We start from the raw sequence: 24,118 nt of genomic DNA on the forward strand, positions 1-24,118 counted from the left end.
CTCACGGTGTTTGAGGTGCTGCCTCTGGTGGGCAGTGGTTTTTTCGTTGCCTGGGCTGACGCTTTCGCGAGCAAGCTCGCTCCCACAGGGGGCTCTGCTGTGCACATGGTTTTTGCATTCACCCAAAATCCAGTGTGGGAGCGAGCCTGCTCGCGAAGGCCGAAGGCCTCGATTTCAGCGTTTCACAGCAGTCGGCTTATTCAACTCAGCCCGCTTGCTCAGCAAATCGAACACCGCCGGATACGCCGGTCGTTCGATATAGCGCCCGTCCCCGCGTTCGGCCCGCAGGTCGCCGTCGGCCCAGACCAGCCGACCCTGGCTGATGGTGTGGCTGGGTACGCCGCGCACGGTCTTGCCTTCGAAGATGTTGAAGTCCACTTGCTGGTGGTGGGTCTTGGCGGAAATCGTCCGGCTGCCCTGGGGATCCCAGAGCACCAGGTCAGCGTCGGCACCGACGCGGATCGCGCCTTTGCGTGGGTAGAGGTTGAAGATCTTCGCGGTGTTGGTGGAGGTCAGGGCAACGAAGTCGTGCATCGACAATTTGCCGCTGTTGACCCCTTCGTCCCAGAGCACGGCCATGCGGTCTTCGATACCAGCGGTGCCGTTGGGGATCTTGCTGAAGTCATCGCGGCCGGCGGCTTTCTGTTCCGCGCAGAAACAGCAGTGGTCGGTGGCGGTCGTGTGCAGGTTGCCGGATTGCAGGCCATGCCAGAGCGCTTCTTGGTGCCCGCGCGGACGGAAAGGCGGGCTCATCACATAACCGGCGGCGGTCTGCCAGTCGGGATCGCGATAGACACTGTCGTCCAGCAGCAGATGCCCTGCCAATACTTCACCGTAGACCGGCTGGCCCTTGCCGCGGGCGTAAGTGATTTCGTCCAGCGCTTCTTTCGTCGAGACGTGTACCAGGTACAGCGGCGTGCCGAGGGTCTCGGCGATACGGATGGCCCGGCTGGCGGCTTCGCCTTCCACCTGGGAAGGGCGCGACAGCGGGTGGGCTTCCGGCCCGGTAATGCCTTGGGCCAGCAGCTTGCGTTGCAGGTGATAGACCAGCTCGCCGTTCTCTGCATGCACGGTGGGCACCGCGCCCAGTTCCAGGCAGCGTTCGAAGCTCGCCACCAAGGTGTCGTCGGCGGCCATGATCGCGTTCTTGTAGGCCATGAAATGCTTGAAGCTGTTGACGCCGTGATGGCTGACCAGCTCGCCCATTTCCTCGCGAACCTGTTCGCTCCACCAGGTGATCGCTACATGGAAGCCGTAGTCGCTGGCGCTTTTTTCGGCCCAGCCCCGCCATTGATGAAAGGCTTCCATCAGCGATTGCTGGGGGTTGGGAATCACGAAGTCGATGATCGAAGTGGTGCCTCCGGCAAGCCCCGCCGCCGTGCCGCTGAAGAAGTCCTCGCTGGCGACCGTGCCCATGAAGGGCAGTTGCATATGGGTGTGGGGATCGATGCCGCCTGGCATCAGGTATTGACCGCTGCCGTCGAGCACTTCGGTCGCGGCCGGAACATCGAGGTTTTCACCAATGGCCTTGATCACGCCGTCGGCGCAGAACACATCGGCGCGATAACTTTCATCATGGGTAATAACGGTGGCGCCACGGATCAACAGAGACATTCCGAGTTCCTCGCAGGGCATGACCGACTGTTGCCGGCTCTTTATGTTTTATCCATTACGGTAGGTTAGTCGCGCAGTGTTTTAATCTTGTCACGACTGTCAGGATTAGACGCTAGCTTGAGTTATTGAAATGAGCAAGATTATTTTTTATAAGCTTATTCGTTTTATAACCTATTGAATTTAAAGTATTAACTATTCAAATCACCAAATTGGTGAGCATGCTCACCAATTTGACGCACTTGACAGGATCGCTATTTGAGCGAGATTTATCATGGTAAATCAGCCGCTTGAAAGCGCTTGTAGTGCGGTCTAGACACTTCGCGTGGATCAACGGCGCACCACTTTGAATCTCCCACTCGACAGGACGCGGAGGTCATCTAGCCTGAACATCGATGATCAGAGAGTGGAGCAGGACGACAAGTTGACCTTAAAGCGTTGAAGATCAAATGGTTGAAAGGAATATATCGATTACCCCGTCAGTTATTCAGATCATTCGGCACGGTTATTGAGTGTTGTCGTGGTCTGGCGAGGTGATTGGCAGTACGTGTGCAAGTACTCCAGCCATCGCCCGTCGATGAGCAAAAATAATGAAAACAGTGGAGCGGACATGACCAGATCAACAGTGACCGAGCGCGACGGATTATTCGAACTCGAAGCCGGCAGCGACGTCCTCGACAGCCCCCGTTACAACCACGACATCGCACCCACCAAGGTGCACGAGCGAACCTGGAACAAATGGCACATCACCGCACTGTGGGTCGGCATGGCGATCTGCGTGCCGACCTATACCTTGGGCGGCGTACTCACGGCCTATTTCGGCTTGACGGTGGGCGAGGCGCTGCTGGCGATCCTGTTTGCCAACATCATCGTGTTGATCCCGCTGACCTTGAATGCCTTTGCCGGGACCAAGTACGGCATCCCGTTCCCGGTGCTGCTGCGCTCGTCCTTCGGCGTCATCGGTTCCAACGTGCCGTGCCTGATCCGCGCCCTGGTCGCCTGTGGCTGGTTCGGCATCCAGACGATGTTCGGCGGGCTGGCGATCCACCTGTTTCTCGGTTCGGTGTTCGAGGGCTGGAAGAGCCTCGGCGGTACCGGCGAAGTGATCGGCTTCATGGTGTTCTGGGTCATCAACCTGTGGGTGGTGTTGCGCGGCGCCGAGTCGATCAAGTGGCTGGAAACCTTGTCTGCGCCGCTGCTGGTTCTGGTGGGGGCCGGGCTCCTGGTCTGGGCGTTGCCCAATGTGTCGCTGACCGAGCTGATGGCGGTCCCGGCCAAGCGACCCGAAGGCGCTGGCGTGACTGGCTATTTTCTCGCCGGGTTGACGGCGATGGTCGGTTTCTGGGCCACCTTGTCCTTGAACATCCCGGACTTCAGCCGTTATGCCAAGAGCCAGAAGGACCAGATCGTCGGGCAGATCATCGGCTTGCCGTTGACCATGTTCCTGTTCGCCTCCCTCGGCGTGGTCATGACCGCCGCCTCGGAAAAACTGGTGGGCGTGACCGTCTCCGACCCGGTGTCTTTGATCGGGCACATCCAGAGCCCGATGTGGGTGGCGTTGGCCATGGTGCTGATCATCGTCGCCACGCTCTCGACCAACACCGCGGCCAACATCGTCTCGCCGACCAATGACTTCCAGAACCTGGCGCCGAAACTGATCGGCCGCACCAAGGCCGTGCTGCTCACCGGCCTGGTGGGGCTGGCGCTGATGGGCCACGAATTGCTGAAAAAACTCGGCTGGATCGTTTCCGACGTCAGCCTGGAGTCGGTTTATTCGAATTGGCTGCTGGGCTATTCGAGCCTGCTGGGGCCGATCGCCGGGATCATGGTGGTGGATTATTTCCTGATCAAGCGACAGCAGTTGGACCTGGCCGGCTTGTACCGCGACGACATCTACCCGGCCTGGAACTGGAACGGTTTCATCGCCTTTGGCGTACCGGTGGCGCTGACGCTGCTGTCCCTGGGCAGCGATGCGTTCAGTTGGTTCTACAGCTACGGCTGGTTCACCGGCTCGGCGCTGGGCGGGGTGATTTATTACGGATTGTGCAGCTTGCGAGCGAGCCCGTCCGTTGCTAAGACCGCGGTGTGAAAGAGGGCCTCATCGCGAGCAAGCTCGCTCCCACATTGGATTGGGGTGGATGAAAAATTTGTATGCGCAGCACATCCCTGTGGGAGCGAGCTTGCTCGCGATGGCGGCCTCAAGTACACCGAAAACATGCCAGAAAAAATGGAGATCCCCATGAACGCAGCCACCGACGTCCTGCAATCCACCCACCAGCACATCAACCGCGACCGCCTCTGGCAATCACTCATGGACCTGGCCCAGCTCGGCGCCACGGTCAAGGGCGGTGTGTGCCGGCTGGCCCTGACCGACCTCGATCGCCAAGCCCGCGACTTGTTCGTGCAATGGACCGAAGCGGCAGGGTGTACGGTCAGCATCGATGCGGTAGGCAATATCTTCGCCCGGCGCCCGGGGCGCAATCCGAACCTGCCGCCAGTGATGACCGGCAGCCACATCGACACCCAGCCTACCGGTGGCAAGTTCGACGGCTGCTTCGGCGTGTTGTCCGGGCTGGAGGTGCTGCGCACCCTCAACGACTTGGGCATCGAGACCGAGGCACCCTTGGAAGTGGTGGTCTGGACCAACGAAGAAGGCTCGCGCTTCGCCCCTTGCATGATGGGCTCCGGGGTCTTCGCCGAGAAATTCACCCTCGAAGAAACCCTCGCCAAGACCGACGCCGAAGGCATCACGGTGGGCCAGGCGTTGAACGCCATCGGTTACGCCGGCTCCCGGCAAGTGAGTGGTCATCCGGTGGGCGCGTATTTCGAGGCCCACATCGAGCAGGGGCCGATCCTCGAAGACGAGGGCAAGACCATCGGCGTGGTGATGGGCGCCCTCGGGCAGAAATGGTTCGACCTGACCCTGCGCGGCGTCGAGGCCCACGCCGGCCCCACGCCGATGCACCTGCGCAAGGACGCCCTGGTGGGCGCCTCGATCATCGTCGGTGCCGTCAACCGCGCCGCCCTCGGTCATCAACCCCACGCCTGCGGCACGGTCGGTTGCCTGCAAGCCTATCCGGGGTCGCGCAATGTCATTCCTGGCGAGGTGCGCATGACCCTGGACTTCCGTCACCTGGAACCGGCGCGCCTGGATTCGATGATCGCCGAGGTCAAGCAAGTGATCGAAGACACGTGTCGGCAGCACGGCCTGACCTTCGATTTGAAACCCACGGCAGACTTCCCGCCGCTGTATTTCGATCCGGGCTGCGTCGAGGCGGTGCGCGGCGCTGCACAAGGGCTAGGAATGTCGCACCTGGACATTGTCAGCGGCGCCGGCCATGACGCGATTTTCCTCGCGGAACTGGGCCCCGCCGGCATGATCTTCGTGCCCTGCGAAGGCGGCATCAGCCACAACGAAATCGAAAACGCCGCCCCCGACGACCTCGCCGCCGGCTGCGCCGTGCTGCTGCGCGCCATGCTGGCCGCCTCCCAGGCGATCGCCGAGGGGCGCATGGCGGCTTGAGGCTGGCGCACTATCCCAGAGCCATGTGGTCGTAACCTTCAACGCATCCATGCCTGAACGTGACGACCCATGGAGACCCAATGAATCAGGATGTCCCGAACACCGACACCAATCGCCGCCAGTTGCTGCAGATCATCGCCGGGCTGTCCGACGGCGTCATACTCGTCGAGGTCGACCAGACCATTGCCTGGGCCAACGAGGCTGCGCTGACCATGCATGGTGTCCAGGAACTGAGGGAACTGGGCACCAATGCCAAGGAATATGCCCGGCGTTTCAACTTGCGCTATCGTAATAATCATCCGCTGCCTGAAGAAAACTATCCCATCGCCCGCGTGGCCCGTGGTGATGAGTTCAGTGACGTGCTGGTGGAAGTCACGCCAGTGGCCGACCCCGATCGAACCTGGGTGCACCGCATCCGCAGCATGGTCCTGGCCGACCGCGCTGGCGAGCCGGAGTACCTGGTGCTGATTCTCAGCGATGCCACCGAGTGGGCCAGCGCCGAGCAGCGTTTCGAGAGAACCTTCGCCGCCAACCCAGCGCCCGCGGTGATCTGCCGTCTCAGCGACTTGCGCTACATCAAGGTCAACCCCGGCTTCCTGGAAATGACCGGCTACAGCCGCGAGCAGGTGATCGGCCGTTCGGTGTACGAATTGGATGTGCTGGAGGCCGCCGAGAAGCGCGATCTGGCCATCGAACGACTGGGGCAGGGCGCAACCATTCCGCAAATGCAGGCCGAAATGCGCTTGCCGGACGGTACGAACAAGCAGGTGATCGTCGCCGGACAGCCGCTGGACCTGCACGATGAAGACTGCATGCTGTTCTCGTTCATGGACATGGAGCCGCGGCGCAAGGCCGAAACCGCGCTGCGCCAGAGCGAGGAGCGCTTCGCCAAGTCATTCCGCCTGTCCCCGGTGCCGACCTTGATTTGCAGCGGCGAGTTGCAACTGTTGGAAATCAACGAAGCCTTCCTCCAGGCGACCGGTTACGCCAGCGAGGAACTGCTGGGCAAGACCGTGGACGAAATCGGCTTCCTGGACAAGGAGGCGAGCGCTGCGTTGTTTGCCCGCCTCGAGAAAGCCGCCGTCGTGTCCAGCGTCGATGTCAAGGTACACAAGAAAGGCGGGGAGCAGATCGATTGCGAAGTGGCCGCCGATACCGTGGCAATCCAGGACAAACCCTGCTATTTGCTGGTGCTGATGAACATCACCGAACGCAAGCGCTCGGAGCTGGAGTTGGTGGCGGCCATCGAGGAAGTGATGAAGGACGCCTCGTGGTTCAGCCGGACCCTGATCGAAAAACTGGCGAATGTGAAAAGCATCAACGCGCAATCACCCTCGACGTCGTTCACCGAACTGACGGCCCGGGAGCGTGATGTATTGGGGCTGATTTGCGAAGGCCTGGCCGACAAGGAAATTGCCGCGCGCTTGAAATTGGCCCCCAACACCGTGCGCAATCATGTGGCGACGCTGTATTCGAAACTGGACGTTCACAGCCGCAGCGAAGCGATCGTCTGGGCCCGGGAGCGAGGTCTTTTCGGGAACGAATGGCGGATGAAGGCACCATGATAGCTAGTGCATATGCACCTGGCATTCTGGTGCAAATTCGGGTTCTACCCAGGCGGTTACGTCCCTAGGCTGGTGGGGTGCGACATTTGTTGTAGGTGTCGCGTCCCCACGAAACAGTCAAGGAATACGTCACGATGTGCAGCAAACCCTTCAAAAGTGAGATCGACAGGACGTCTGCGGGAGCCAGGAGGCCGGAGCTGTCTACCGGTCATTTGCGACTTCGAAGCTGAGGTGCGCCCCATGACCCAACTGGCTCCGTTACGCGCCCGTCTCGAGAACAGTTTTGCGCCGCTGTCCTGCGACTGCAGCCTCAATGGCGACGGCACGCTCACCATTCGTTTGTATCACCAGGAAAGCGGCGAGGTCGACCTGGTGGTCAGCGGCATGAGCGTCGACAGCATCCGCTCTGAAGAAAGTCTGGAAAAGCTGGTCGATGAGTTGCGCTATGAGCTGCATAACACACCGTTGCATCGCAGTGATCCTGCCTGACTCCAAGGTCGACGGGAGTTAGTTGTGGCGAGGGGATTTATCCCCGCTCGAGTGCGAAGCGCTCGCCATTTGCTAGCGTTGCATCGATACGGGGCCTGCTGCGCAGCCCAGCGGGGCGGTGCGACGTTTCACTAAATCCCCTCGCCACAGGAAAGCAGTTCTCCAAGCAGATCAACGTTCTTACAACAACGTCGCCCGACAATCGAGCACCAACCGCGCGCCCCCCGACTCGCTGCGATCCACCTCCAGCGTAAACCCGTGCAGGCTGACAATCGCGGCGACGATCGACAGGCCGAGGCCGAATCCGCCGTGTTGGCTGCTGCCCTCGGCGCGATAGAAGCGTCGAAACACCGCCTTGCGTTCGGCCTCGGGGATGCCGGGGCCGGAGTCGAGCACTTCGATGCGGGTGCTGTCGCCCTGGTCCACGCCCCGCAGGATCACTTCGCCGCCCGGCGGGGTGAATTTGATCGAGTTGCTCAGCAGGTTCGACACCGCTTCGAACAGCAGTGCCCGGTCGCCGTTGAGCAGGGGTAGGGCGTCGGGCACTTCCAGGGTGAAGACTAGCTCGCGCTCTTCCGCCAAGGGCAGATAGAAATCATGCAATTCCTGCAGTAGCTGCAACGGATCGAGGCGCACGAAACCTGAGCGGCGTTGTTGGTCCTCCAGTTCCGAAATCCTCAACAGGCCACGAAACCGCGCCATGAGCGTATCGGTCTCGGCGATCACCTGATCCATCTGCAACGCTTCGGGGGAGCCGTCGGCGGCTTCCTGCTGGATGCGATAGAGCTGGGCGCGCAGGCGGGTGAGCGGGGTGCGTAAATCGTGGGCGATGTTGTCGCACACGCCCTTGACCTCGTTCATCAGCCGTTCGATGCGGTCGAGCATGGCATTGACGATCGCTGCCAGCATGTCCAGTTCATCGCGCCGGCTCGACAGCGGCAGGCGATGGGTCAGGTCGCCGGCGACGATGGCTTCGGCACTGGCCTGCAGTTTGCGAATGCGTTGCAACGGTCGGCGGCGCAACAGGTGCCAGCCAGCGATACCTGGCAGGATCGTCAGCGAGACGCCCCAGAACAGCGCGTGCAGGATGATGCGCGTGACGGCGAACAGCGAACCGTTGTCCCGGGCCAGTACCAGCCAGCGGCCGTCCTGGGTCCGGGACGCCACGGCATCGCAACTGTCGGAAGGCACGTCCGGATCGTCGGAATCCACGCAGCCGCCGAGCATGTGGATCTTGCCGTCGAGCGGCAGGTCGGCGGGGATTCGCTGGATCGGCCCGCTCAGGTGACGCAGTTGCGGGTCGAACAGGCCATAGGCGTCGACGCCGCGTTCGTCCAGGGTCAGGCTGGCCATCAGCGCGTCTTCCAACTGATCGCCGTGGATGCGCGCGAACAAATGCTGGCGCTGCATCAGGGAGTGCTTGGCGAGGCTGTCGAGGTAGCCGAATACCTCGTAGTACATCACCCCCATCAGGATCGCGCTCCAGAGCACGAACAGCGAACTGTACAGCGCCAGCAGGCGGCTGCTGGAGGAGCGCCAGCCCTTAGCGGGGTTCAGCAATGACATAGCCGGAACCCCGTACCGTGCGAATCAGCGGTTCCAGGCCCGGCGGGTCGATTTTCTTGCGCAGGCGGCCGATGTGGACGTCGATCAGGTTGGTGCCGGGGTCGAAGTGATAACCCCAGACTTCCTCGAAAATCATCATGCGCGAGAGGATCTGCCCGCTGTTGCGCATCAGGAATTCCAGCAGTTTGTATTCGGTGGGCAGCAGGCTCAGCAACTGCCCGTTGCGGCTGGCTTCGCGGCTGATCAGGTTGAGCTCCAGGTCCGCTACCCGCAAGGCGGTTTCCGGTTCACGGGCGCCGTTGTTGCGTCGCAGCAGCACTTCGACCCGGGCGGCCATTTCGTCTGTGGCGAACGGTTTGGTCAGGTAATCGTCGCCGCCTGCCCGTAGACCACGGACCCGCTCATCGACATCCGAGAGGGCGCTGATCATCAGGATCGGCGTGGCGACGCCCATGCTTCGCAGTTGTGTGACGATCACCAGGCCGTCGAGCTCGGGCAGCATGCGGTCCAGGGTAATCAGGTCGTAGTCGCCGCTGACGGCACGTTCCAGGCCCTCGCGGCCGTTGTCGACCCAGTCGACATCCAGGCCGTTGCGGGTCAGTTCGGCGACGATCTCACGGGCGGTCACGGCGTCGTCTTCGATGGTCAGGATGCGGTTCATGGGCAGTACCGTGTGGGGAAGTTGGAGCGACTGCGCAGCATTTTGCCAAAGAATACCTGTCGGCTTTCTGAAAAAAAGTTCATCAGGCGCCAGCCTGCGCATTCAGTGGCCTGGATCAATACTTCGTCACAAATATTCCCTAACATCATTGCCCTGCGCACCATCATGCTGCGCCCGCTGCCCTGTTCTGGCGCGCTGTCGCCGATGGGCATTGACGCAAGGCAAAGAGTGGCGTGCCGCAAGGAGCCGGGACCGACTGAACTTTCAAGGAAGAGCTGCATGATGCAACCTCAAGACCTCATACACCGACCATTTGATATCCAACCCCTGGAACAGGCCGACATGACCGTGCACCTGGACGGCCAGGCTGTCAACGCCGCCCAGGGCGAAACCGTGCTCACGGTCATCCAGGCGCTGGGCCAGCGCCAGGTCGCGCGCAACGATCATGACCAGATCAGCGGTGCCTATTGCGGCATGGGCGTGTGCCAATGCTGCCTGGTCAAGATCGACGGTCGCCACAAGCGCCGCGCCTGCCAGACCCTGGTGCGACCCGGCATGCACATCGAGACCCGGACCAACCGCATTGCCGAAACGGAGGCGCCATGAACCACGATCCGGTGATTGTCGGCGGCGGCCCGGCAGGTATGGCGGCGGCCATTGAGCTGGCCGCCCATGGCGTGCGCTGCAGCTTGCTCGAAGAGGCGCCGCGCCTGGGTGGGGTGGTGTATCGCGGGCCTTTGCGCGACGGGGTACGCCTGGATTACCTGGGGCCGCGCTACAGCGAAGCCCTGGAAAAACTCCACGGTGAATTCCAGCACCATGCCGGCCTGATCGACGTGCGACTGGGCAGCCGGGTCATCGGCGCCGAAGGGTTCCGGGCCCTGATGCTGCTGGATGCCGACGAGCGCTTGCGCGAGGTCGCCTACTCCCAACTGATCCTCGCGGCCGGTTGCCATGAACGCAGCGTGCCGTTTCCTGGCTGGACGTTGCCGGGTGTGATGATGCTTGGTGGCTTGCAATTGCAGATCAAGAGCGGCGTGGTCAGGCCACCAAGCCCGGTGGTGATTGCCGGTACGGGGCCGCTGCTGCCATTGGTGGCCTGCCAGCTACATGCCTCGGGCGTCACCGTGGCGGGCGTCTACGAGGCCTGTGCGTTTGGCCGGATCGCCAAGGAAAGCCTGGCGTTGCTGAACAAGCCGCAGCTGTTCCTCGATGGCCTGGGCATGCTCGCGTACCTCAAGCGGCATCGCATTCCGGTGCGTTATGGCTGGGGCGTGGTGCGAGCCGAGGGCGAGGGTGAGTTGAGCGGCGTGACCGTCGCGCCGTATTCCGCCGATTGGGCGCCGGACCTTGAACGCGCCGAACAGTTGCCGGCCCAGACGCTGGCGGTTGGCTACGGGTTCATCCCGCGCACCCAGTTGAGCCAGCAGATGGGCCTGGAACATGGCTTCAGCGAAGACGGTTATTTGCGTGCGATGTCCGATGCCTGGCAACGCAGCAGCGAGGCGCACATCCACCTGGCGGGCGACATGGGCGGGATTCGCGGAGGTGAAGCCGCCATGCTGAGCGGGCGTATTGCCGCGCTGTCAGTGCTGATGCAACGCAATGTCCTGGATGAGCCGGCAGCCCTGGAGCGGCGTGGGCGCTATCAGGCCCGACTGGAGCGGATCATTCGCTTTCGCGCCGCCGTCGATCGCTATACCCGGCGCGGGGCGGGCCAGACTGCGCTGCCCACTGCCGAGACGGTGATCTGCCGCTGCGAGCATGCCACCCGTGCCGACATCGACCGAGCCCTGGAGCAGGGTGTGCAGGACATGGCCAGCCTGAAAATGCGCACCCGCGTCAGCATGGGTGATTGCCAGGGGCGCATGTGCGTCGGTTACTGCAGCGACCGGTTGCGCGAGGCCACCGGACGCGCCGATGTGGGCTGGTTGCGGCCGCGGTTTCCGATCGATCCGATTCCATTTTCAGCCTTTCAGAATGTCGGCACGGAGGCCGCTTCCCATGACTAAGCACTATGACGTGGTGATTGCCGGCGGCGGCGTGATTGGCGCTTCCTGTGCCTATCAGCTGTCCAAACGCAGCCATTTGAAGATCGCCCTGATCGACGCCAAGCGTCCCGGCAACGCTACCCGTGCGTCGGCGGGCGGCTTGTGGGCCATCGGCGAGTCAGTGGGCCTGGGCTGCGGGGTGATTTTCTTCCGCATGATGTCGGCCAATCGCAAGCGCCAGGCCCAGGGCGCCGCCGTGGCGGTGGATGCGAGTACGCCGCACATCCTGCCCGACTCGTTTTTCCAGTTCGCCTTGCAGTCCAACGGGATGTACCCGCAACTGCATCGCGAGTTGCTTGAGCGCCACGGCATGGATTTCAAGTTCGAAGAGACCGGGCTGAAGTTCGTGATCTATGACGATGAAGACCGCTTGTACGCCGAGCACATCGCCGCCTCCATTCCCCATCTGGCCGATCAGGTGCGTTGGCTCGACCAGGCGGCCTTGCGCGAGGCAGAGCCAAATGTGAGCCATGAGGCCCTCGGCGCGCTGGAGTTTCTCTGCGATCACCAGGTCAGCCCGTTCCGCCTCGCCGACGCCTACACCGAGGGCGCGCGGCAGAACGGCGTCGACCTGTACTTCAACACCCACGTGACTGAAGTCTTGCGCAGCGGCACGCGGGTGACCGGCGTGCAAACCGCCGAAGCCGGAACGTTCAATTGCCGGACCCTGATCAATGCCGCCGGCGCCTGGGCGGCGGACCTCAGCGAGCAGGCCACGGGCGTGCGGATTCCGGTCAAGCCGGTCAAGGGCCAGATCCTGTTGACCGAACGCATGCCCAAGATCCTCAACGGCTGCCTGACCACCAGCGATTGTTATGTGGCGCAGAAAGACAACGGCGAAATCCTGATTGGCAGCACCACGGAGGACAAGGGGTTCGACGTGACCACCACTTACCCGGAGATCGAAGGGCTGGTGCAAGGCGCGATGCGTTGTATTCCGCAACTGGCCGACATCAACCTCAAGCGTACCTGGGCCGGGCTGCGTCCCGGCTCACCCGACGAGCTGCCGATCCTCGGGCCGATGCGCGGCGTGGAGGGCTACCTCAACGCCTGCGGGCATTTCCGCACCGGCATCCTCACCTCGGCCATTACCGGGGTGTTACTGGATAAACTGGTCAATGATGAGCCGTTGCCGCTGGACATCACGCCGTTCCTCGCGGATCGGTTCGAGGTGGCGGCGGTTGCAGAACCAAGGGAAATGGAACCGGTCTGAGCAAATCCTGTGATCAACCGGTCCCCTGTGGGAGCGAGCCTGCTCGCGAAGGCGTCATGTCAGTCGGCATCCATGGTGACTGATGCACCGCTTTCGCGAGCAGGCTCGCTCCCACACGGGAATGGATCCAGCTGTTATTCCACCGGTGTGCTGATGAAGGCTTCCAGTTCTTCGGCATAGGCGGTGAAGGTGCTGATTTGCGGGAAGGCCTTTCCTTGCACCTGGTCTGCAACCAGAAGGTTGGTGAAGGTCCATGCCACGGCGATGGTGATGCCGGCCTGGTCGATCGAGCCATCGGTGGGCAATGGCTGTTTTGCCAGCGCTTGCTCCAACCCGCCGTATGCCGCCAGCAGTTGGCCGGAGATCCGCTCGAGCCACGGACCGTGCTGGATTTCCGCCGGCCGCAGGGTTCGTTCGTAATAGATCTGCACTGACTTCTCGCACGCCGCCAACGCCAATCCGATCAGTTGCAACGAGCGCAGCCGTTGTTCCGGACCGTTCGGCATCAGGCTGCGCGTTGGCCCGGCCAGGGCCTCCAAGTAATCGATGATCAAGGTGGAATCCATCAACACCGAGCCATCATCCAAGACCAGGGTCGGTGCCTTGACCACCGAGTTGATGCTCTGGAAGTGCTCGAATTGCCTGAACACCGACACCGATTCGTGTTCCAGGGCGATCCCCAGGCGTTTGGCGGAAATGGCGACGCGGCGTACATAGGGCGAGTCCAGCATGCCGATCAGTTTCATGGCTTCTCCTTCAGCGGTTTTCAGCTCGGGCATCAATCCTCGAAGCCGACCTGTTCATGGATTTCATCAACCTTGAGTTCAAGGCGGTAGGCCACGGCGATGAACAACGCCTGGCACAGGCACAGCGTGGCGCTCAACGAGCGGAACGCGAACGAGCTGCCTTCGTTGACCAGCAGCACCGCGTTGGCCCGCTTGGCCAGCGGCGACAGGTTGCTGTCGGTGATGATCAGCGTCTTGGCCTGGTGATGCTGGGCAATGCGCAGGCAATGCTGGGTTTCCTTGCCGTAGGGCGTGAAGCTGATGGCGATGACCAGGTCATTGGCCCGCACGCTGCGCATCTGCTCGCGATAACTGCCCCCCAGTCCGGACACCAGGTGAATGCGCTTGTTGGTGTGTTGCAGGTTGTAGACCAGGTAGTCGGCCACCGCGAATGAACGCCGCACGCCGACCACATAGATATTGTCGGCATTGACCACCAGGTCCACGGCTTTTTCGAACGCTTCGTCGTCCAGTTCCAGCCCCAGGCGCTCGATACCTGACAGGGTCGCGTTGACGCATTCACGGGCCAGGTCGCCGGCGCTGGCCTTCTGCGATTTGTTGGCGATCATGCTGCGGATGCGCTGCTGGTAGTTCTGCACCGGCGTGGTCTTGTGGGTATAGGCCTCGCGGAACAAGGCCTGCATTTCGCTGAACCCGCTGAAGCCGAAGCGCTGGGAGAACCGTACGATGGCCGAAGGGTGGACTTCGCATTCCCGGGCGATGTCGCTGATGCGATCCACCATGATCCGGTCGCTTTGCTGGCTCATGTAGCTGGCGATGCGCTTGAGCTGGCGCGGCAGGCTTTCGTATTCCTCGGTGATCAGTTGCAGCAGACGCTCGGCGTTGATCGGTGGGCTGGGGAGGGCGGCTTCGGACGCGCTCTCGGACGGCGCCGGCAGATCGGGGCGGGTCATAGGAAATCCTTCTGGCTTGTTCTTATAGGGCAGCCCGCGGAAACGGGCCGCCCTCGACAATAGGTTGGCTGGTCGCAGTCTACAGCGTAGGCGCCGGGAAAATCATGGTTGAGCGAAGTTGTCGCGCCTGCTGAAACGATGCACTGCGTCTGGTCCGGTTGAGCAGTAGCATATTGGAAAAAATATTCCACAATAAAAATTTATGGAAAAAATATTGATTATTGGCGCTGGCTCGTTTTAGTCTGCATCCACCAAAGCGCTGATGTCGGTTCCGACGACCAGCGCAGGCTGATAAAAATAACAGGAGCCAGCATGGGCCAGACTCGTTTTGCCAGTGGGCGTCAATTGGATGTGATCTGCCTGGGACGCCTGGGCGTCGATCTCTACGCGCAGCAAGTCGGCGCGCGCCTGGAAGATGTTTCAAGCTTCGCCAAATACCTGGGCGGATCATCGGCCAACATCGCCTTCGGCACGGCTCGCCTGGGGCTCCGGTCGGCGATGCTGAGCAGGGTCGGCGACGATCACATGGGGCGCTTCCTGGTGGAGTCCCTGGCGCGCGAAGGGTGTGACGTCAGCGGTATCAAGGTCGATCCTGAGCGACTCACCGCCATGGTCCTGCTGGGCATCAAGGATCGCGAGACCTTTCCCCTGGTGTTCTACCGGGAAAACTGCGCCGACATGGCGCTGCGGGCCGAAGACATCGACGAAGCCTTCATCGCCTCCAGCAAGGCGCTGCTGATCACCGGCACCCATTTCTCCACCGAAGGCGTCTACAACGCGAGCGTCCAGGCGCTCGATCATGCGCGAAAACACAACGTCAAATGCGTCCTCGACATCGATTACCGCCCAGTCCTCTGGGGCCTGGCAGGCAAGGCCGATGGCGAAACCCGTTTCGTCGCCGATCGTAAAGTCAGCCAGCACGTGCAAGGGATCCTGCCGCGTTTCGACCTGATCGTCGGCACCGAAGAAGAATTCCTGATTGCCGGTGGCAGCGAAGATCTGTTGACCGCGCTGCGGACGGTGCGCGCGCTGACGACCGCAACCCTCGTGGTCAAGCTCGGCCCGCAAGGGTGCACGGTGATCCACGGTGATATTCCAAGCCGCTTGGAGGACGGCGCCCTTTACCCTGGCGTGCGGGTCGAAGTCCTGAATGTGTTGGGCGCAGGCGATGCGTTCATGTCGGGTTTCCTCGCCGGTTGGCTGGAAGACGCCAGTGATGAGCGCTGCTGCCAATTGGCCAACGCCTGTGGCGGCCTGGTGGTGTCGCGCCATGCGTGCGCCCCGGCGATGCCGACCCGGGCCGAGCTCGATTATCTGTTCAAGAGCCCGGTGCCCATTACCCGACCGGACCAGGATGCCGTGCTTCAACGGCTGCATCAGGTCAGCGTGCCGCGCAAGGCTTGGAAACAGCTGTTCATCTTTGCCTTCGATCATCGCTGGCAGTTGGTGGAGCTGGCGCAGAAGGGCGGTCGTGAGCTGAGCAGCATCGGCGAGCTCAAGCAATTGTTCATCCAGGCGGTGGAGCGGGTCGAAGCCGACCTGCAACGCCAGGGCATCGACGCCGATGTCGGGCTGCTGGCCGATCAGCGTTTCGGCCAGGATTCGCTCAACGCGGCCACCGGACGTGGCTGGTGGGTGGCGCGGCCCGTGGAGGTACAGGGCTCGCGACCGCTGGCGTTCGAGCATGGGCGCTCCATCGGCAGCAACCTGATCGCCTGGCCGCAGGAACAGATCATCAAATGCCTGGTGCAATTTCACCCCGACGACGAGCCGCTGCTGCGCCTGGAACAGGAGGCGCAGTTGATGGGCTTGTATAAGGCGTCCCAGGCCAGTGGTCATGAGTTGCTGCTGGAAGTCATCCCGCCGAAGGATCATCCATCGGCCCATCCGGACGTGCTTTATCGCGCCCTCAAGCGCCTCTACAACCTCGGAATTTTCCCGGCGTGGTGGAAGATCGAAGCGCAGACAGCCGAAGACTGGAAGCAGCTCGACGAGTTGATCCAGCAACGCGACCCGTACTGCCGTGGCGTGGTGCTGCTGGGCCTCAACGCCCCGGCCTCCGCGTTGGCCGAGGGCTTCCGCCAGGCCAGCCAAAGCACCACCTGCCGCGGGTTTGCCGTGGGCCGGACGATCTTCCAGGAACCGAGCCGGGCCTGGTTGGCCGGGGAAATCGATGATGAAACGTTGATCCGGGACGTGCAGGGGCGGTTTGTGGAGTTGATCGAGGCGTGGCGTGCTGCACGGGCCTGAAGGGTGTTGTGCCGGCTTTTGTGGCGAGGGGATTTATCCCCGCTGGGCTGCGAAGCGGCCCCAAAACCGGCAACTCGGTGTGTCAGGCAACTTGCATTAAGTCTTTAAGGGGCCGCTTCGCGACCCAGCGGGGATAAATCCCCTCGCCACAAAAAGTATTCCAAACGATTTTCGTTATTCAGTTTGAAAAACAATAAAAGGTGCAGCCATGCCCGCAATCCGAATTGGCATCAACCCGATTTCCTGGAGCAACGACGACCTGCCATCCCTCGGCGGCGAGACGCCCTTGAGCACGGCGTTGAGCGAAGGCAAGGAAATCGGCTACGAAGGTTTCGAGCTCAATGGCAAGTTTCCCAAGGACGCCAAGGGCGTCGGCGACGTGCTGCGCCCGTATGACCTGGCGCTGGTGTCCGGCTGGTACTCCAGTCGCCTGGCGCGGCGTTCGGCCGCCGAGGAGATCGACGCCATCGCCAGTCATGTCGAGCTGTTGGCGCAGAACGGCGCGACGGTGCTGGTCTATGGCGAGGTGGCGGACTCGATCCAGGGCCAGCGCATCCCGCTGATCGAACGCCCGCGCTTCCACACTGACGAAGCCTGGCAAGCCTACGCCGACAAGCTCACCGAACTGGCGCGCTTCACCTTGTCCCACGGCGTGCGCCTGGCGTATCACCACCACATGGGCGCCTACGTCGAATCGCCTTCGGACATCGACAAGCTGATGGCCCTGACCGGCAGCGAAGTGGGCCTGTTGTTCGACTCGGGCCATTGCTACATGGGCGGCGGCGAACCGTTGCAAGTCCTGCGCAAGCACATCGAGCGCATCTGCCACGTGCATTTCAAGGACGTGCGCAAACCGGTGGTGCAGTTGGCACGCAACAACCTCTGGAGTTTCCCCGACTGCATCATCAACGGCACCTTCACCGTGCCGGGGGACGGCGACATCGATTTCGCCGCGTTGCTCGACGTCCTGCTCGCCGCCGATTACCACGGCTGGCTCGTGGTGGAAGCCGAGCAGGATCCGGCGGTAGCGCCGAGCTATGTCTACGCCAAGAAGGGCTACGACACCTTGCGTGCCCTGCTGCAAGAGAGGATGCCGGCATGAGCCTGTTGATCAAGAGCAATCCCAGCGGCCAAAAGCTGGTCGAACTGCCCCATGGCGCGTTGGAGTACGTGGGGTTCGCCGCCTACCGCCTGAGCCTCGGCGAAACCCTTCCGGTGATGGCCGGTGACAAGGAATTGTGCGTGGTCCTGCTCAGCGGACGCATCGACCTCAAGGGCGAAGCGCCCGGGCAGGGAGCCTTCAACTGGGACAACCTCGGTGACCGCCAATCGGTGTTCGAGGACAAATCACCCTTCGCGGCGTATCTCCCGCCCGGCAGCCAGGCCCAAGTCACCGCCCTGAACGATGTGCAGGTGGCGGTGTGCGCCGCGCCGGGGGCTGCCCAGCATACTTATGGTCCACGGCTGATCCGTCCGGACAGCATGAAACGCAGCGTGCGCGGCAAGGGCGCCAATACCCGCTACGTCTGCGACATCCTGCCCGACAGCGAGCCGGCCCATTCGCTGCTGGTGGTGGAAGTGCGCACGCCGTCCGGCCATTCGTCCAGCTACCCGCCGCACAAGCACGACACCGACGACCTGCCGCACCAGAGTTTTCTCGAAGAAACCTATTACCACCAGGTCAACCCGTCCCAGGGCTTCGTGTTCCAGCGGGTCTACACCGACGACCGCAGCATCGACCAGGCCATGGCCGTGGAGAACAGTGACCTGGTGGTGGTACCCAAGGGTTATCACCCGGTCAGCGTGCCTTACGGGTACGAGTCGTATTACCTGAATGTCATGGCCGGTCCGAAGCGGGTCTGGCAGTTCCATAACGACCCGCAGCACAGCTGGCTGCTCGACCTCTGAATTCCAATATTCCAACGGAGAACCAGGACAATGAGCGACACCCCGGTAATAGGCCATTACATCAACGGCCAAGTGCAGGACAGCGAAACCGCGCGCTCCAGCAACGTCTTCAACCCGGCCACCGGCGCGGTACAGGCGCGGGTGGCCCTGGCCGAGCCCAGTACCGTCGACGCGGCGGTGGCCTCGGCGCTGGCGGCGTTCCCGGCCTGGTCCGAACAGTCGTCGTTGCGCCGTTCGCGGGTGATGTTCAAGTTCAAGGAACTGCTCGACCGCCATCACGACGAACTGGCGCAGATCATCAGCCGTGAACATGGCAAGGTGCTGTCCGACGCCCACGGTGAAGTCACTCGCGGCATCGAGATCGTCGAGTACGCCTGTGGTGCACCCAACCTGCTCAAGACCGATTTCAGTGACAACATCGGCGGCGGTATCGACAACTGGAACCTGCGCCAGCCGCTGGGTGTGTGCGCCGGCGTCACGCCGTTCAACTTCCCGGTGATGGTGCCGTTGTGGATGATTCCGCTGGCATTGGTTGCCGGCAATTGCTTCATCCTCAAACCTTCGGAGCGCGACCCGTCCGCCAGCCTGCTGATGGCTCGCTTGCTGACCGAAGCCGGCTTGCCGGACGGCGTATTCAACGTCGTCCAAGGCGACAAGGCGGCAGTGGATGCGCTGTTGCAGCACCCGGATATCGAGGCAATTTCCTTTGTCGGCTCTACGCCGATTGCCGAGTACATCCACCAGCAGGGCACTGCGCATGGCAAGCGCGTGCAGGCCCTGGGCGGGGCCAAGAACCACATGATCGTCATGCCCGACGCCGACCTCGACCAGGCGGCGGACGCCTTGATCGGCGCGGCCTACGGCTCGGCCGGCGAGCGCTGCATGGCGATTTCCATTGCCGTGGCGGTGGGCGATGTCGGCGATGAGTTGATTGCTCGGCTGCTGCCGCGTATCGACCAGTTGAAGGTCGGCAATGGCCAGCAGCCCGGCACCGACATGGGGCCGCTGGTCACCGCCGAGCACAAGGCCAAGGTGGAAGGTTTTATCGACGCCGGTGTGGCCGAGGGCGCTCGGCTGATCGTCGACGGTCGGGGTTTCAAGGTGCCGGGGGCCGAGCAAGGATTTTTCGTCGGCGCGACGCTGTTCGACCAGGTCACCGTCGAGATGAGCATCTATAAGCAAGAGATCTTTGGCCCGGTGCTGGGCATCGTTCGTGTACCGGATTTCGCCACCGCGGTGGCGCTGATCAACGCCCATGAGTTCGGCAACGGCGTGTCGTGCTTCACCCGTGACGGCGGCATCGCCCGGGCGTTCGCGCGCAGCATCAAGGTCGGCATGGTGGGCATCAACGTGCCGATCCCGGTGCCGATGGCCTGGCATTCCTTTGGCGGCTGGAAGCGTTCGCTGTTCGGCGACCACCATGCCTACGGCGAGGAAGGCCTGCGTTTCTACAGTCGCTACAAGAGCGTGATGCAACGCTGGCCCGACAGCATCGCCAAGGGCCCCGAATTCAGCATGCCCACTGCCCAATAACTCATTTCATGAATGCCGGAGGGAGAACAACAATGAACCAGCCCCTGCGTTTTGCCTTGAACCGAATGGTTGCCCCACGCCTGTCACTGCCTGCTTTCATCGACTTGGCGCTGGCGTTGAAAACCGATGCCATCGAGATTCGCAATGATCTGAAAGGTGTCGAGATCGAAGACGGCATGCCCCCGGCCCGCGTCCGCGAGTTGTGCGAGGCACGCGACATCAAGGTGCTGTCGATCAACGCCCTGTACCCGTTCGATGTATGGAACGAAGAGCGTCGCGCCCAGGCCGTGCGCCTGGCCGACTATGCCCGTGAGTGCGGTGCCGAAGGGCTGGTGATGTGCCCGCTCAACGACCGCGCGGACCCACGCAGCGAGGCCGAACGTGCGTCGGGGCTGCGCACGGCCCTTAATGAACTGGCACCGATCCTGCGCGCCTTCGGCATCTACGGTTTCATCGAGCCTTTGGGTTTCGAGGAGTGCTCGCTGCGGCGCAAACGCACGGCGGTGGAAGCGATCAAGGCCATTGGCGGGCTGGACGTGTTCCGCCTGGTGCATGACACCTTCCACCATCATCTGGCCGGCGAGCAGGAATTCTTCCCTGAACTGACCGGGCTGGTGCACATCTCCGGGGTCGAGGATGCCAAGGCACCCTTGGCGACGATTCGTGACGGCCACCGGGTGCTGGTGGGCGAGGGCGATATTCTCGGCAATGCCGGGCAGATCGAGGCGCTGCTCCGCGGCGGCTATGACGGTTACCTGTCCTTCGAGCCGTTTGCCGAAAGCGTTCATGAGTTGGCCGATATTCGCCAGGCGTTGGGGGCGAGCATGAATCACTTGCAAAGCTCCCGGGCCTGACACGATTTGCTGAACGATGGAGCCTCCCCTGTGGGAGCGAGCTTGCTCGCGATAGCGGTATGTCAGGCGACATTAATGTTGGATGTATGGTCGCCTTCGCGAGCAAGCTCGCTCCCACAGTTGACCGAGTTGCGTTTGAAAAAGGTGCAAGCATGACCACAACACGACTGACCATGGCTCAGGCCCTGGTGAAATTCCTCGATAACCAGTACGTCGAGGTCGATGGCGTCCAGAGCAAGTTTATCGCCGGGGTGTTTACCATTTTCGGCCACGGCAACGTGCTGGGCCTGGGCCAGGCGCTGGAGCAGGACAGCGGCGACCTGGTGGTCCATCAGGGCCGCAACGAGCAGGGTATGGCCCATGCCGCCATCGGCTTTGCCAAGCAGCACCTGCGGCGCAAGATCTACGCCTGTACTTCGTCGGTCGGTCCCGGCGCGGCGAACATGCTGACCGCTGCCGCCACCGCGACGGCCAATCGCATCCCGCTGCTGCTGTTGCCGGGCGATGTCTACGCCAGTCGCCAGCCGGACCCGGTGCTGCAACAGATCGAGCAATTCCATGACCTGAGCATCAGCACCAACGATGCGTTCAAGGCCGTGAGCAAATACTGGGATCGCATCAACCGCCCCGAGCAATTGATGAGCGCCGCGATCCAGGCCATGCGCGTGTTGACCGACCCGGCCGAAACCGGTGCGGTGACCCTGGCGCTGCCCCAGGACGTGCAGGCCGAAGCTTATGATTACCCGGATTACTTCCTGCAGAAACGCGTGCATCGCATCGACCGCCGTCCGGCCACCGAAGCGATGCTCGGCGACGCGTTGGCGCTGTTCAAGGGCAAGCGCAAGCCGCTGATCATCTGCGGCGGCGGGGTGAAATACTCCGGGGCCAACGCGGTATTGCAAGCCTTCGCCGAGCGCTTCGACATTCCTTTTGCCGAAACCCAGGCGGGGAAAAGCGCCATCGTCTCCAGCCATCCGCTGAACGTGGGCGGCGTCGGCGAGACCGGTTGCCTGGCAGCGAACCTGCTGGCCAAGGAAGCGGACCTGATCATCGGTATCGGCACCCGCTACAGCGATTTCACCACGGCGTCGAAATGGCTGTTCCAGCACCCCGACGCGCAATTCCTCAACCTCAACATCAGCCCGTGCGATGCGCTGAAACTCGACGGCGTGCAACTGCTGGCCGACGCCCGTTCTGGCCTGGAGGCGCTGGCCGGCAAACTGGGGGACTACCGTGCCGAATGGGGCGGGCAGATCGCCGACGCCAAGGCCCAGCTCGACGCGGAAGTAGACCGGATCTACCAGGCGGATTTCCAGACCCAGGATTTCGTCCCGGAAATCAACGATCACATGGACCCGGCGGTGTTTCGCGAATTCATCGAACTCACCGGCTCCTGCCTGACCCAGAGCCGCGTGCTGGGCACGCTCAACCAAACCTTGGCGGACGACGCCATCATCGTCGCTGCCGCCGGCAGCCTGCCTGGCGATTTGCAACGCAGCTGGCGCAGCAAGGGCGTGAACACTTACCACGTCGAATATGCCTATTCGTGCATGGGCTACGAGGTGAATGCGGCGTTGGGGGTGAAGCTCGCCGAGCCGGACAAAGAGGTCTACGCGCTGGTGGGCGACGGTTCCTACATGATGCTGCATTCGGAACTGGCGACCTCGATCCAGGAGCGGCGCAAGATCAACGTGGTGCTGCTGGACAACATGACCTTCGGCTGCATCAACAATCTGCAAATGGAACACGGCATGGACAGCTTCGGCACCGAGTTCCGCTTCCGCAACCCCGAGACTGGCAAGCTCGACGGCGGCTTTGTGCCGGTGGACTTCGCCATGAGCGCTGCGGCCTACGGCTGCAAGACCTACTCGGTCAAGACGCTGGACGAGTTGCACGCGGCCCTGGCCGATGCCCGGCGCCAGACGGTCTCGACGCTGATCGACATCAAGGTCCTGCCCAAGACCATGATCCACAAATACCTGTCGTGGTGGCGGGTCGGCGTGGCGCAAGTCTCCACCAGCGCCCGCACCGATGCCGTCGCCAAGACCCTCAACGAACGACTGGCCAAGGCCCGTCAATACTGATTGCGCCAACACCTACATTAAGGAGTTCCACATGTCTTTGAAGCTGGGCGTCATCGGCACCGGGGCCATCGGCCAGGACCATATCCGTCGTTGCAGCCAGACCTTGCTCAACAGCCAGGTGGTGGCGGTGACCGACATCAACCTTGCCCAGGCGGCGAAAGTGGTGGCCGACCTGAAACTGACCGCCGAGGTGTATCCGGACGGCCACGCGCTGATCAAGGCGCCGGACGTCGAGGCGATCCTTGTCACGTCCTGGGGACCGAGCCATGAAGAATTCGTGCTGGCGGCCATCGCGGCAGGCAAACCGGTGTTCTGCGAAAAACCCCTGGCGGTCACGGCCGAAGGCTGCCGCAAGATCGTCGAAGCCGAAGTGGCCCACGGCAAGCGCCTGGTGCAGGTCGGTTTCATGCGGCCATATGATGAAGGTTATCGAGCGCTCAAATCGGTGATCGACAGCGGCCAGATCGGCGAGCCGCTGATGCTGCATTGCGCCCACCGCAACCCGAGCGTGGGCGAAAACTACAAGACCGACATGGCGATCACCGACACCCTGATCCACGAGCTGGACGTGCTGCGCTGGCTGCTGGCCGATGACTATGTGTCGGTGCAGGTGGTGTTCCCCCGCAAGAGCAGCAAGGCCTTGGCTCACCTGCGCGATCCGCAGATCGTCCTGCTGGAAACCGCCAAGGGCACGCGGATCGACGTCGAGGTGTTCGTCAATTGCCAGTACGGTTACGACATCCAATGCGAAGTGGTGGGGGAGACCGGCATCGCCAAGCTGCCGGAACCGTCCCAGGTGCAGCTGCGCAGCGGCGCCAAGTTGTCCAATGCGATCCTGATGGATTGGAAGGATCGCTTCATCGCCGCCTATGACGTCGAGTTGCAGGCGTTTATCGACGGCGTGCGCGCCGGGCAGGTGGGCGGGCCGTCGGCGTGGGATGGTTTTGCGGCGGCGGTGGCGGCGGATGCCTGCATCGAAGCGCAGCAGAGTGGGCAGATCGTCAAGGTCGACCTGCCGGAGCGGCCACGCTTTTACGGCTGACCACATTCCCTCTGTGGGAGCGGGCTTGCTCCGGGCGGCGATCCGACGAAGACGGCGGCACATCCAACA

The 24,118-nt window shown here is 62.3% G+C and carries 20 protein-coding genes; 14 read left to right on the forward strand and 6 right to left on the reverse strand.

What is annotated here, in order from left to right; translation table 11 throughout:
- Window positions 1-174: 174 nt before the first annotated feature.
- Entirely contained in the window at window positions 175-1,614 is a 1,440-nt protein-coding gene (gene hydA / locus Q7C33_RS12745; protein ID WP_217861716.1) for a dihydropyrimidinase, read from the reverse strand.
- A gap of 607 nt (window positions 1,615-2,221) precedes the next feature.
- Here hydA and Q7C33_RS12750 point away from each other — a divergent pair.
- The 4 genes from Q7C33_RS12750 (at window position 2,222) to Q7C33_RS12765 (ending at window position 7,188) form a co-directional block, all read left to right on the forward strand.
- On the forward strand, window positions 2,222-3,700 hold the full coding sequence (locus Q7C33_RS12750; RefSeq protein WP_407683491.1) for an NCS1 family nucleobase:cation symporter-1: 1,479 nt from the start codon (window positions 2,222-2,224) through the stop codon (window positions 3,698-3,700).
- 150 nt (window positions 3,701-3,850) lie between these two features.
- A complete protein-coding gene (locus tag Q7C33_RS12755) occupies window positions 3,851-5,134 on the forward strand; it encodes a Zn-dependent hydrolase (protein ID WP_198797438.1) in 1,284 nt (427 codons plus the stop codon).
- Window positions 5,135-5,214: 80 nt separating this feature from the next.
- Window positions 5,215-6,699: a helix-turn-helix transcriptional regulator gene (locus Q7C33_RS12760; RefSeq protein ID WP_030141264.1), complete on the forward strand. Its 1,485-nt coding sequence runs from the start codon at window positions 5,215-5,217 to the stop codon at window positions 6,697-6,699.
- Window positions 6,700-6,939: 240 nt separating this feature from the next.
- Window positions 6,940-7,188, forward strand: a complete 249-nt coding sequence (locus Q7C33_RS12765; protein ID WP_407683492.1) for a DUF1652 domain-containing protein — start codon at window positions 6,940-6,942, stop codon at window positions 7,186-7,188.
- Window positions 7,189-7,368: 180 nt separating this feature from the next.
- On the opposite strand, the gene Q7C33_RS12770 is transcribed toward Q7C33_RS12765, so the two are convergent.
- The 3 genes from Q7C33_RS12770 to Q7C33_RS12780 are packed head-to-tail and all read right to left on the reverse strand — an operon-like array spanning window position 7,369 to window position 9,696.
- Window positions 7,369-8,754: a sensor histidine kinase gene (locus tag Q7C33_RS12770; protein ID WP_030141266.1), complete on the reverse strand. Its 1,386-nt coding sequence runs from the start codon at window positions 8,752-8,754 to the stop codon at window positions 7,369-7,371.
- Window positions 8,732-9,415: a response regulator transcription factor gene (locus tag Q7C33_RS12775; RefSeq protein ID WP_030141267.1), complete on the reverse strand. Its 684-nt coding sequence runs from the start codon at window positions 9,413-9,415 to the stop codon at window positions 8,732-8,734. Before Q7C33_RS12775 ends, Q7C33_RS12770 begins: the two co-directional genes overlap by 23 nt.
- Complete coding sequence (locus Q7C33_RS12780; protein WP_030141268.1) at window positions 9,412-9,696, reverse strand: hypothetical protein; 285 nt, start codon at window positions 9,694-9,696, stop codon at window positions 9,412-9,414. Before Q7C33_RS12780 ends, Q7C33_RS12775 begins: the two co-directional genes overlap by 4 nt.
- 1 nt (window position 9,697) lies before the next feature.
- Between Q7C33_RS12780 and hcnA the strand changes: the two genes are divergently transcribed.
- Genes hcnA through hcnC form a run of 3 tightly spaced genes read left to right on the forward strand, consistent with a single transcriptional unit; the run spans window position 9,698 to window position 12,679 of the window.
- Window positions 9,698-10,021 carry a cyanide-forming glycine dehydrogenase subunit HcnA gene (gene hcnA / locus Q7C33_RS12785; protein ID WP_258650973.1) on the forward strand — a complete coding sequence of 108 codons (324 nt, stop codon included), beginning with the start codon at window positions 9,698-9,700 and terminating at the stop codon, window positions 10,019-10,021.
- Entirely contained in the window at window positions 10,018-11,427 is a 1,410-nt protein-coding gene (hcnB, locus tag Q7C33_RS12790) for a cyanide-forming glycine dehydrogenase subunit HcnB (RefSeq protein ID WP_030141270.1), read from the forward strand. The genes hcnA and hcnB overlap by 4 nt, the downstream gene beginning before the upstream one ends.
- Complete coding sequence (gene hcnC, locus Q7C33_RS12795; RefSeq protein ID WP_407683493.1) at window positions 11,420-12,679, forward strand: cyanide-forming glycine dehydrogenase subunit HcnC; 1,260 nt, start codon at window positions 11,420-11,422, stop codon at window positions 12,677-12,679. Before hcnB ends, hcnC begins: the two co-directional genes overlap by 8 nt.
- A gap of 134 nt (window positions 12,680-12,813) precedes the next feature.
- Here the strand turns inward: hcnC and Q7C33_RS12800 are convergent, their stop codons facing one another.
- Together Q7C33_RS12800 and Q7C33_RS12805 are read right to left on the reverse strand one after the other, a co-directional pair.
- A complete protein-coding gene (locus Q7C33_RS12800) occupies window positions 12,814-13,425 on the reverse strand; it encodes a glutathione S-transferase (protein ID WP_407683494.1) in 612 nt (203 codons plus the stop codon).
- A 32-nt stretch (window positions 13,426-13,457) separates the two neighbouring features.
- Complete coding sequence (locus Q7C33_RS12805) at window positions 13,458-14,378, reverse strand: MurR/RpiR family transcriptional regulator (protein ID WP_030141273.1); 921 nt, start codon at window positions 14,376-14,378, stop codon at window positions 13,458-13,460.
- A 312-nt stretch (window positions 14,379-14,690) separates the two neighbouring features.
- Between Q7C33_RS12805 and Q7C33_RS12810 the strand changes: the two genes are divergently transcribed.
- The 7 genes from Q7C33_RS12810 (at window position 14,691) to Q7C33_RS12840 (ending at window position 24,049) form a co-directional block, all read left to right on the forward strand.
- Complete coding sequence (locus tag Q7C33_RS12810; RefSeq protein WP_407683495.1) at window positions 14,691-16,628, forward strand: bifunctional 5-dehydro-2-deoxygluconokinase/5-dehydro-2-deoxyphosphogluconate aldolase; 1,938 nt, start codon at window positions 14,691-14,693, stop codon at window positions 16,626-16,628.
- Between the two features lie 208 nt (window positions 16,629-16,836).
- Complete coding sequence (gene iolE, locus Q7C33_RS12815) at window positions 16,837-17,730, forward strand: myo-inosose-2 dehydratase (RefSeq protein ID WP_198797444.1); 894 nt, start codon at window positions 16,837-16,839, stop codon at window positions 17,728-17,730.
- The gene (gene iolB, locus Q7C33_RS12820) at window positions 17,727-18,536 is read left to right on the forward strand and encodes a 5-deoxy-glucuronate isomerase (protein WP_198797445.1); all 810 of its coding nucleotides are present in this window, start codon (window positions 17,727-17,729) and stop codon (window positions 18,534-18,536) included. Before iolE ends, iolB begins: the two co-directional genes overlap by 4 nt.
- 30 nt (window positions 18,537-18,566) lie before the next feature.
- Window positions 18,567-20,069: a CoA-acylating methylmalonate-semialdehyde dehydrogenase gene (locus Q7C33_RS12825; RefSeq protein ID WP_407683496.1), complete on the forward strand. Its 1,503-nt coding sequence runs from the start codon at window positions 18,567-18,569 to the stop codon at window positions 20,067-20,069.
- Window positions 20,070-20,101: 32 nt separating this feature from the next.
- Complete coding sequence (locus tag Q7C33_RS12830; RefSeq protein ID WP_198797447.1) at window positions 20,102-20,923, forward strand: TIM barrel protein; 822 nt, start codon at window positions 20,102-20,104, stop codon at window positions 20,921-20,923.
- A 152-nt stretch (window positions 20,924-21,075) separates the two neighbouring features.
- Window positions 21,076-23,007 (forward strand): 3D-(3,5/4)-trihydroxycyclohexane-1,2-dione acylhydrolase (decyclizing), encoded by a 1,932-nt coding sequence (gene iolD / locus Q7C33_RS12835; RefSeq protein WP_030141280.1) that lies wholly within the window; start codon window positions 21,076-21,078, stop codon window positions 23,005-23,007.
- A 31-nt stretch (window positions 23,008-23,038) separates the two neighbouring features.
- Window positions 23,039-24,049 (forward strand): Gfo/Idh/MocA family protein, encoded by a 1,011-nt coding sequence (locus tag Q7C33_RS12840; RefSeq protein WP_030141281.1) that lies wholly within the window; start codon window positions 23,039-23,041, stop codon window positions 24,047-24,049.
- Window positions 24,050-24,118 lie beyond the last annotated feature (69 nt).

It is taken from the genome of Pseudomonas sp. BP11-1-1, from assembly GCF_052112105.1.
In the GTDB taxonomy this organism is placed as follows: Bacteria; Pseudomonadota; Gammaproteobacteria; order Pseudomonadales; family Pseudomonadaceae; genus Aquipseudomonas; species Aquipseudomonas alvandae.

What these genes read in the sequence shown, in the direction of transcription:
- hydA (WP_217861716.1), bottom strand. Translation starts at nt 1,614, where the DNA reads ATGTCTCTGTTGATCCGTGGCGCCACCGTTATTACCCATGATGAAAGT.
- Q7C33_RS12750 (WP_407683491.1), top strand. Translation starts at nt 2,222, where the DNA reads ATGACCAGATCAACAGTGACCGAGCGCGACGGATTATTCGAACTCGAA.
- Q7C33_RS12755 (WP_198797438.1), top strand. Translation starts at nt 3,851, where the DNA reads ATGAACGCAGCCACCGACGTCCTGCAATCCACCCACCAGCACATCAAC.
- Q7C33_RS12760 (WP_030141264.1), top strand. Translation starts at nt 5,215, where the DNA reads ATGAATCAGGATGTCCCGAACACCGACACCAATCGCCGCCAGTTGCTG.
- Q7C33_RS12765 (WP_407683492.1), top strand. Translation starts at nt 6,940, where the DNA reads ATGACCCAACTGGCTCCGTTACGCGCCCGTCTCGAGAACAGTTTTGCG.
- Q7C33_RS12770 (WP_030141266.1), bottom strand. Translation starts at nt 8,754, where the DNA reads ATGTCATTGCTGAACCCCGCTAAGGGCTGGCGCTCCTCCAGCAGCCGC.
- Q7C33_RS12775 (WP_030141267.1), bottom strand. Translation starts at nt 9,415, where the DNA reads ATGAACCGCATCCTGACCATCGAAGACGACGCCGTGACCGCCCGTGAG.
- Q7C33_RS12780 (WP_030141268.1), bottom strand. Translation starts at nt 9,696, where the DNA reads ATGCAGCTCTTCCTTGAAAGTTCAGTCGGTCCCGGCTCCTTGCGGCAC.
- hcnA (WP_258650973.1), top strand. Translation starts at nt 9,698, where the DNA reads ATGCAACCTCAAGACCTCATACACCGACCATTTGATATCCAACCCCTG.
- hcnB (WP_030141270.1), top strand. Translation starts at nt 10,018, where the DNA reads ATGAACCACGATCCGGTGATTGTCGGCGGCGGCCCGGCAGGTATGGCG.
- hcnC (WP_407683493.1), top strand. Translation starts at nt 11,420, where the DNA reads ATGACTAAGCACTATGACGTGGTGATTGCCGGCGGCGGCGTGATTGGC.
- Q7C33_RS12800 (WP_407683494.1), bottom strand. Translation starts at nt 13,425, where the DNA reads ATGAAACTGATCGGCATGCTGGACTCGCCCTATGTACGCCGCGTCGCC.
- Q7C33_RS12805 (WP_030141273.1), bottom strand. Translation starts at nt 14,378, where the DNA reads ATGACCCGCCCCGATCTGCCGGCGCCGTCCGAGAGCGCGTCCGAAGCC.
- Q7C33_RS12810 (WP_407683495.1), top strand. Translation starts at nt 14,691, where the DNA reads ATGGGCCAGACTCGTTTTGCCAGTGGGCGTCAATTGGATGTGATCTGC.
- iolE (WP_198797444.1), top strand. Translation starts at nt 16,837, where the DNA reads ATGCCCGCAATCCGAATTGGCATCAACCCGATTTCCTGGAGCAACGAC.
- iolB (WP_198797445.1), top strand. Translation starts at nt 17,727, where the DNA reads ATGAGCCTGTTGATCAAGAGCAATCCCAGCGGCCAAAAGCTGGTCGAA.
- Q7C33_RS12825 (WP_407683496.1), top strand. Translation starts at nt 18,567, where the DNA reads ATGAGCGACACCCCGGTAATAGGCCATTACATCAACGGCCAAGTGCAG.
- Q7C33_RS12830 (WP_198797447.1), top strand. Translation starts at nt 20,102, where the DNA reads ATGAACCAGCCCCTGCGTTTTGCCTTGAACCGAATGGTTGCCCCACGC.
- iolD (WP_030141280.1), top strand. Translation starts at nt 21,076, where the DNA reads ATGACCACAACACGACTGACCATGGCTCAGGCCCTGGTGAAATTCCTC.
- Q7C33_RS12840 (WP_030141281.1), top strand. Translation starts at nt 23,039, where the DNA reads ATGTCTTTGAAGCTGGGCGTCATCGGCACCGGGGCCATCGGCCAGGAC.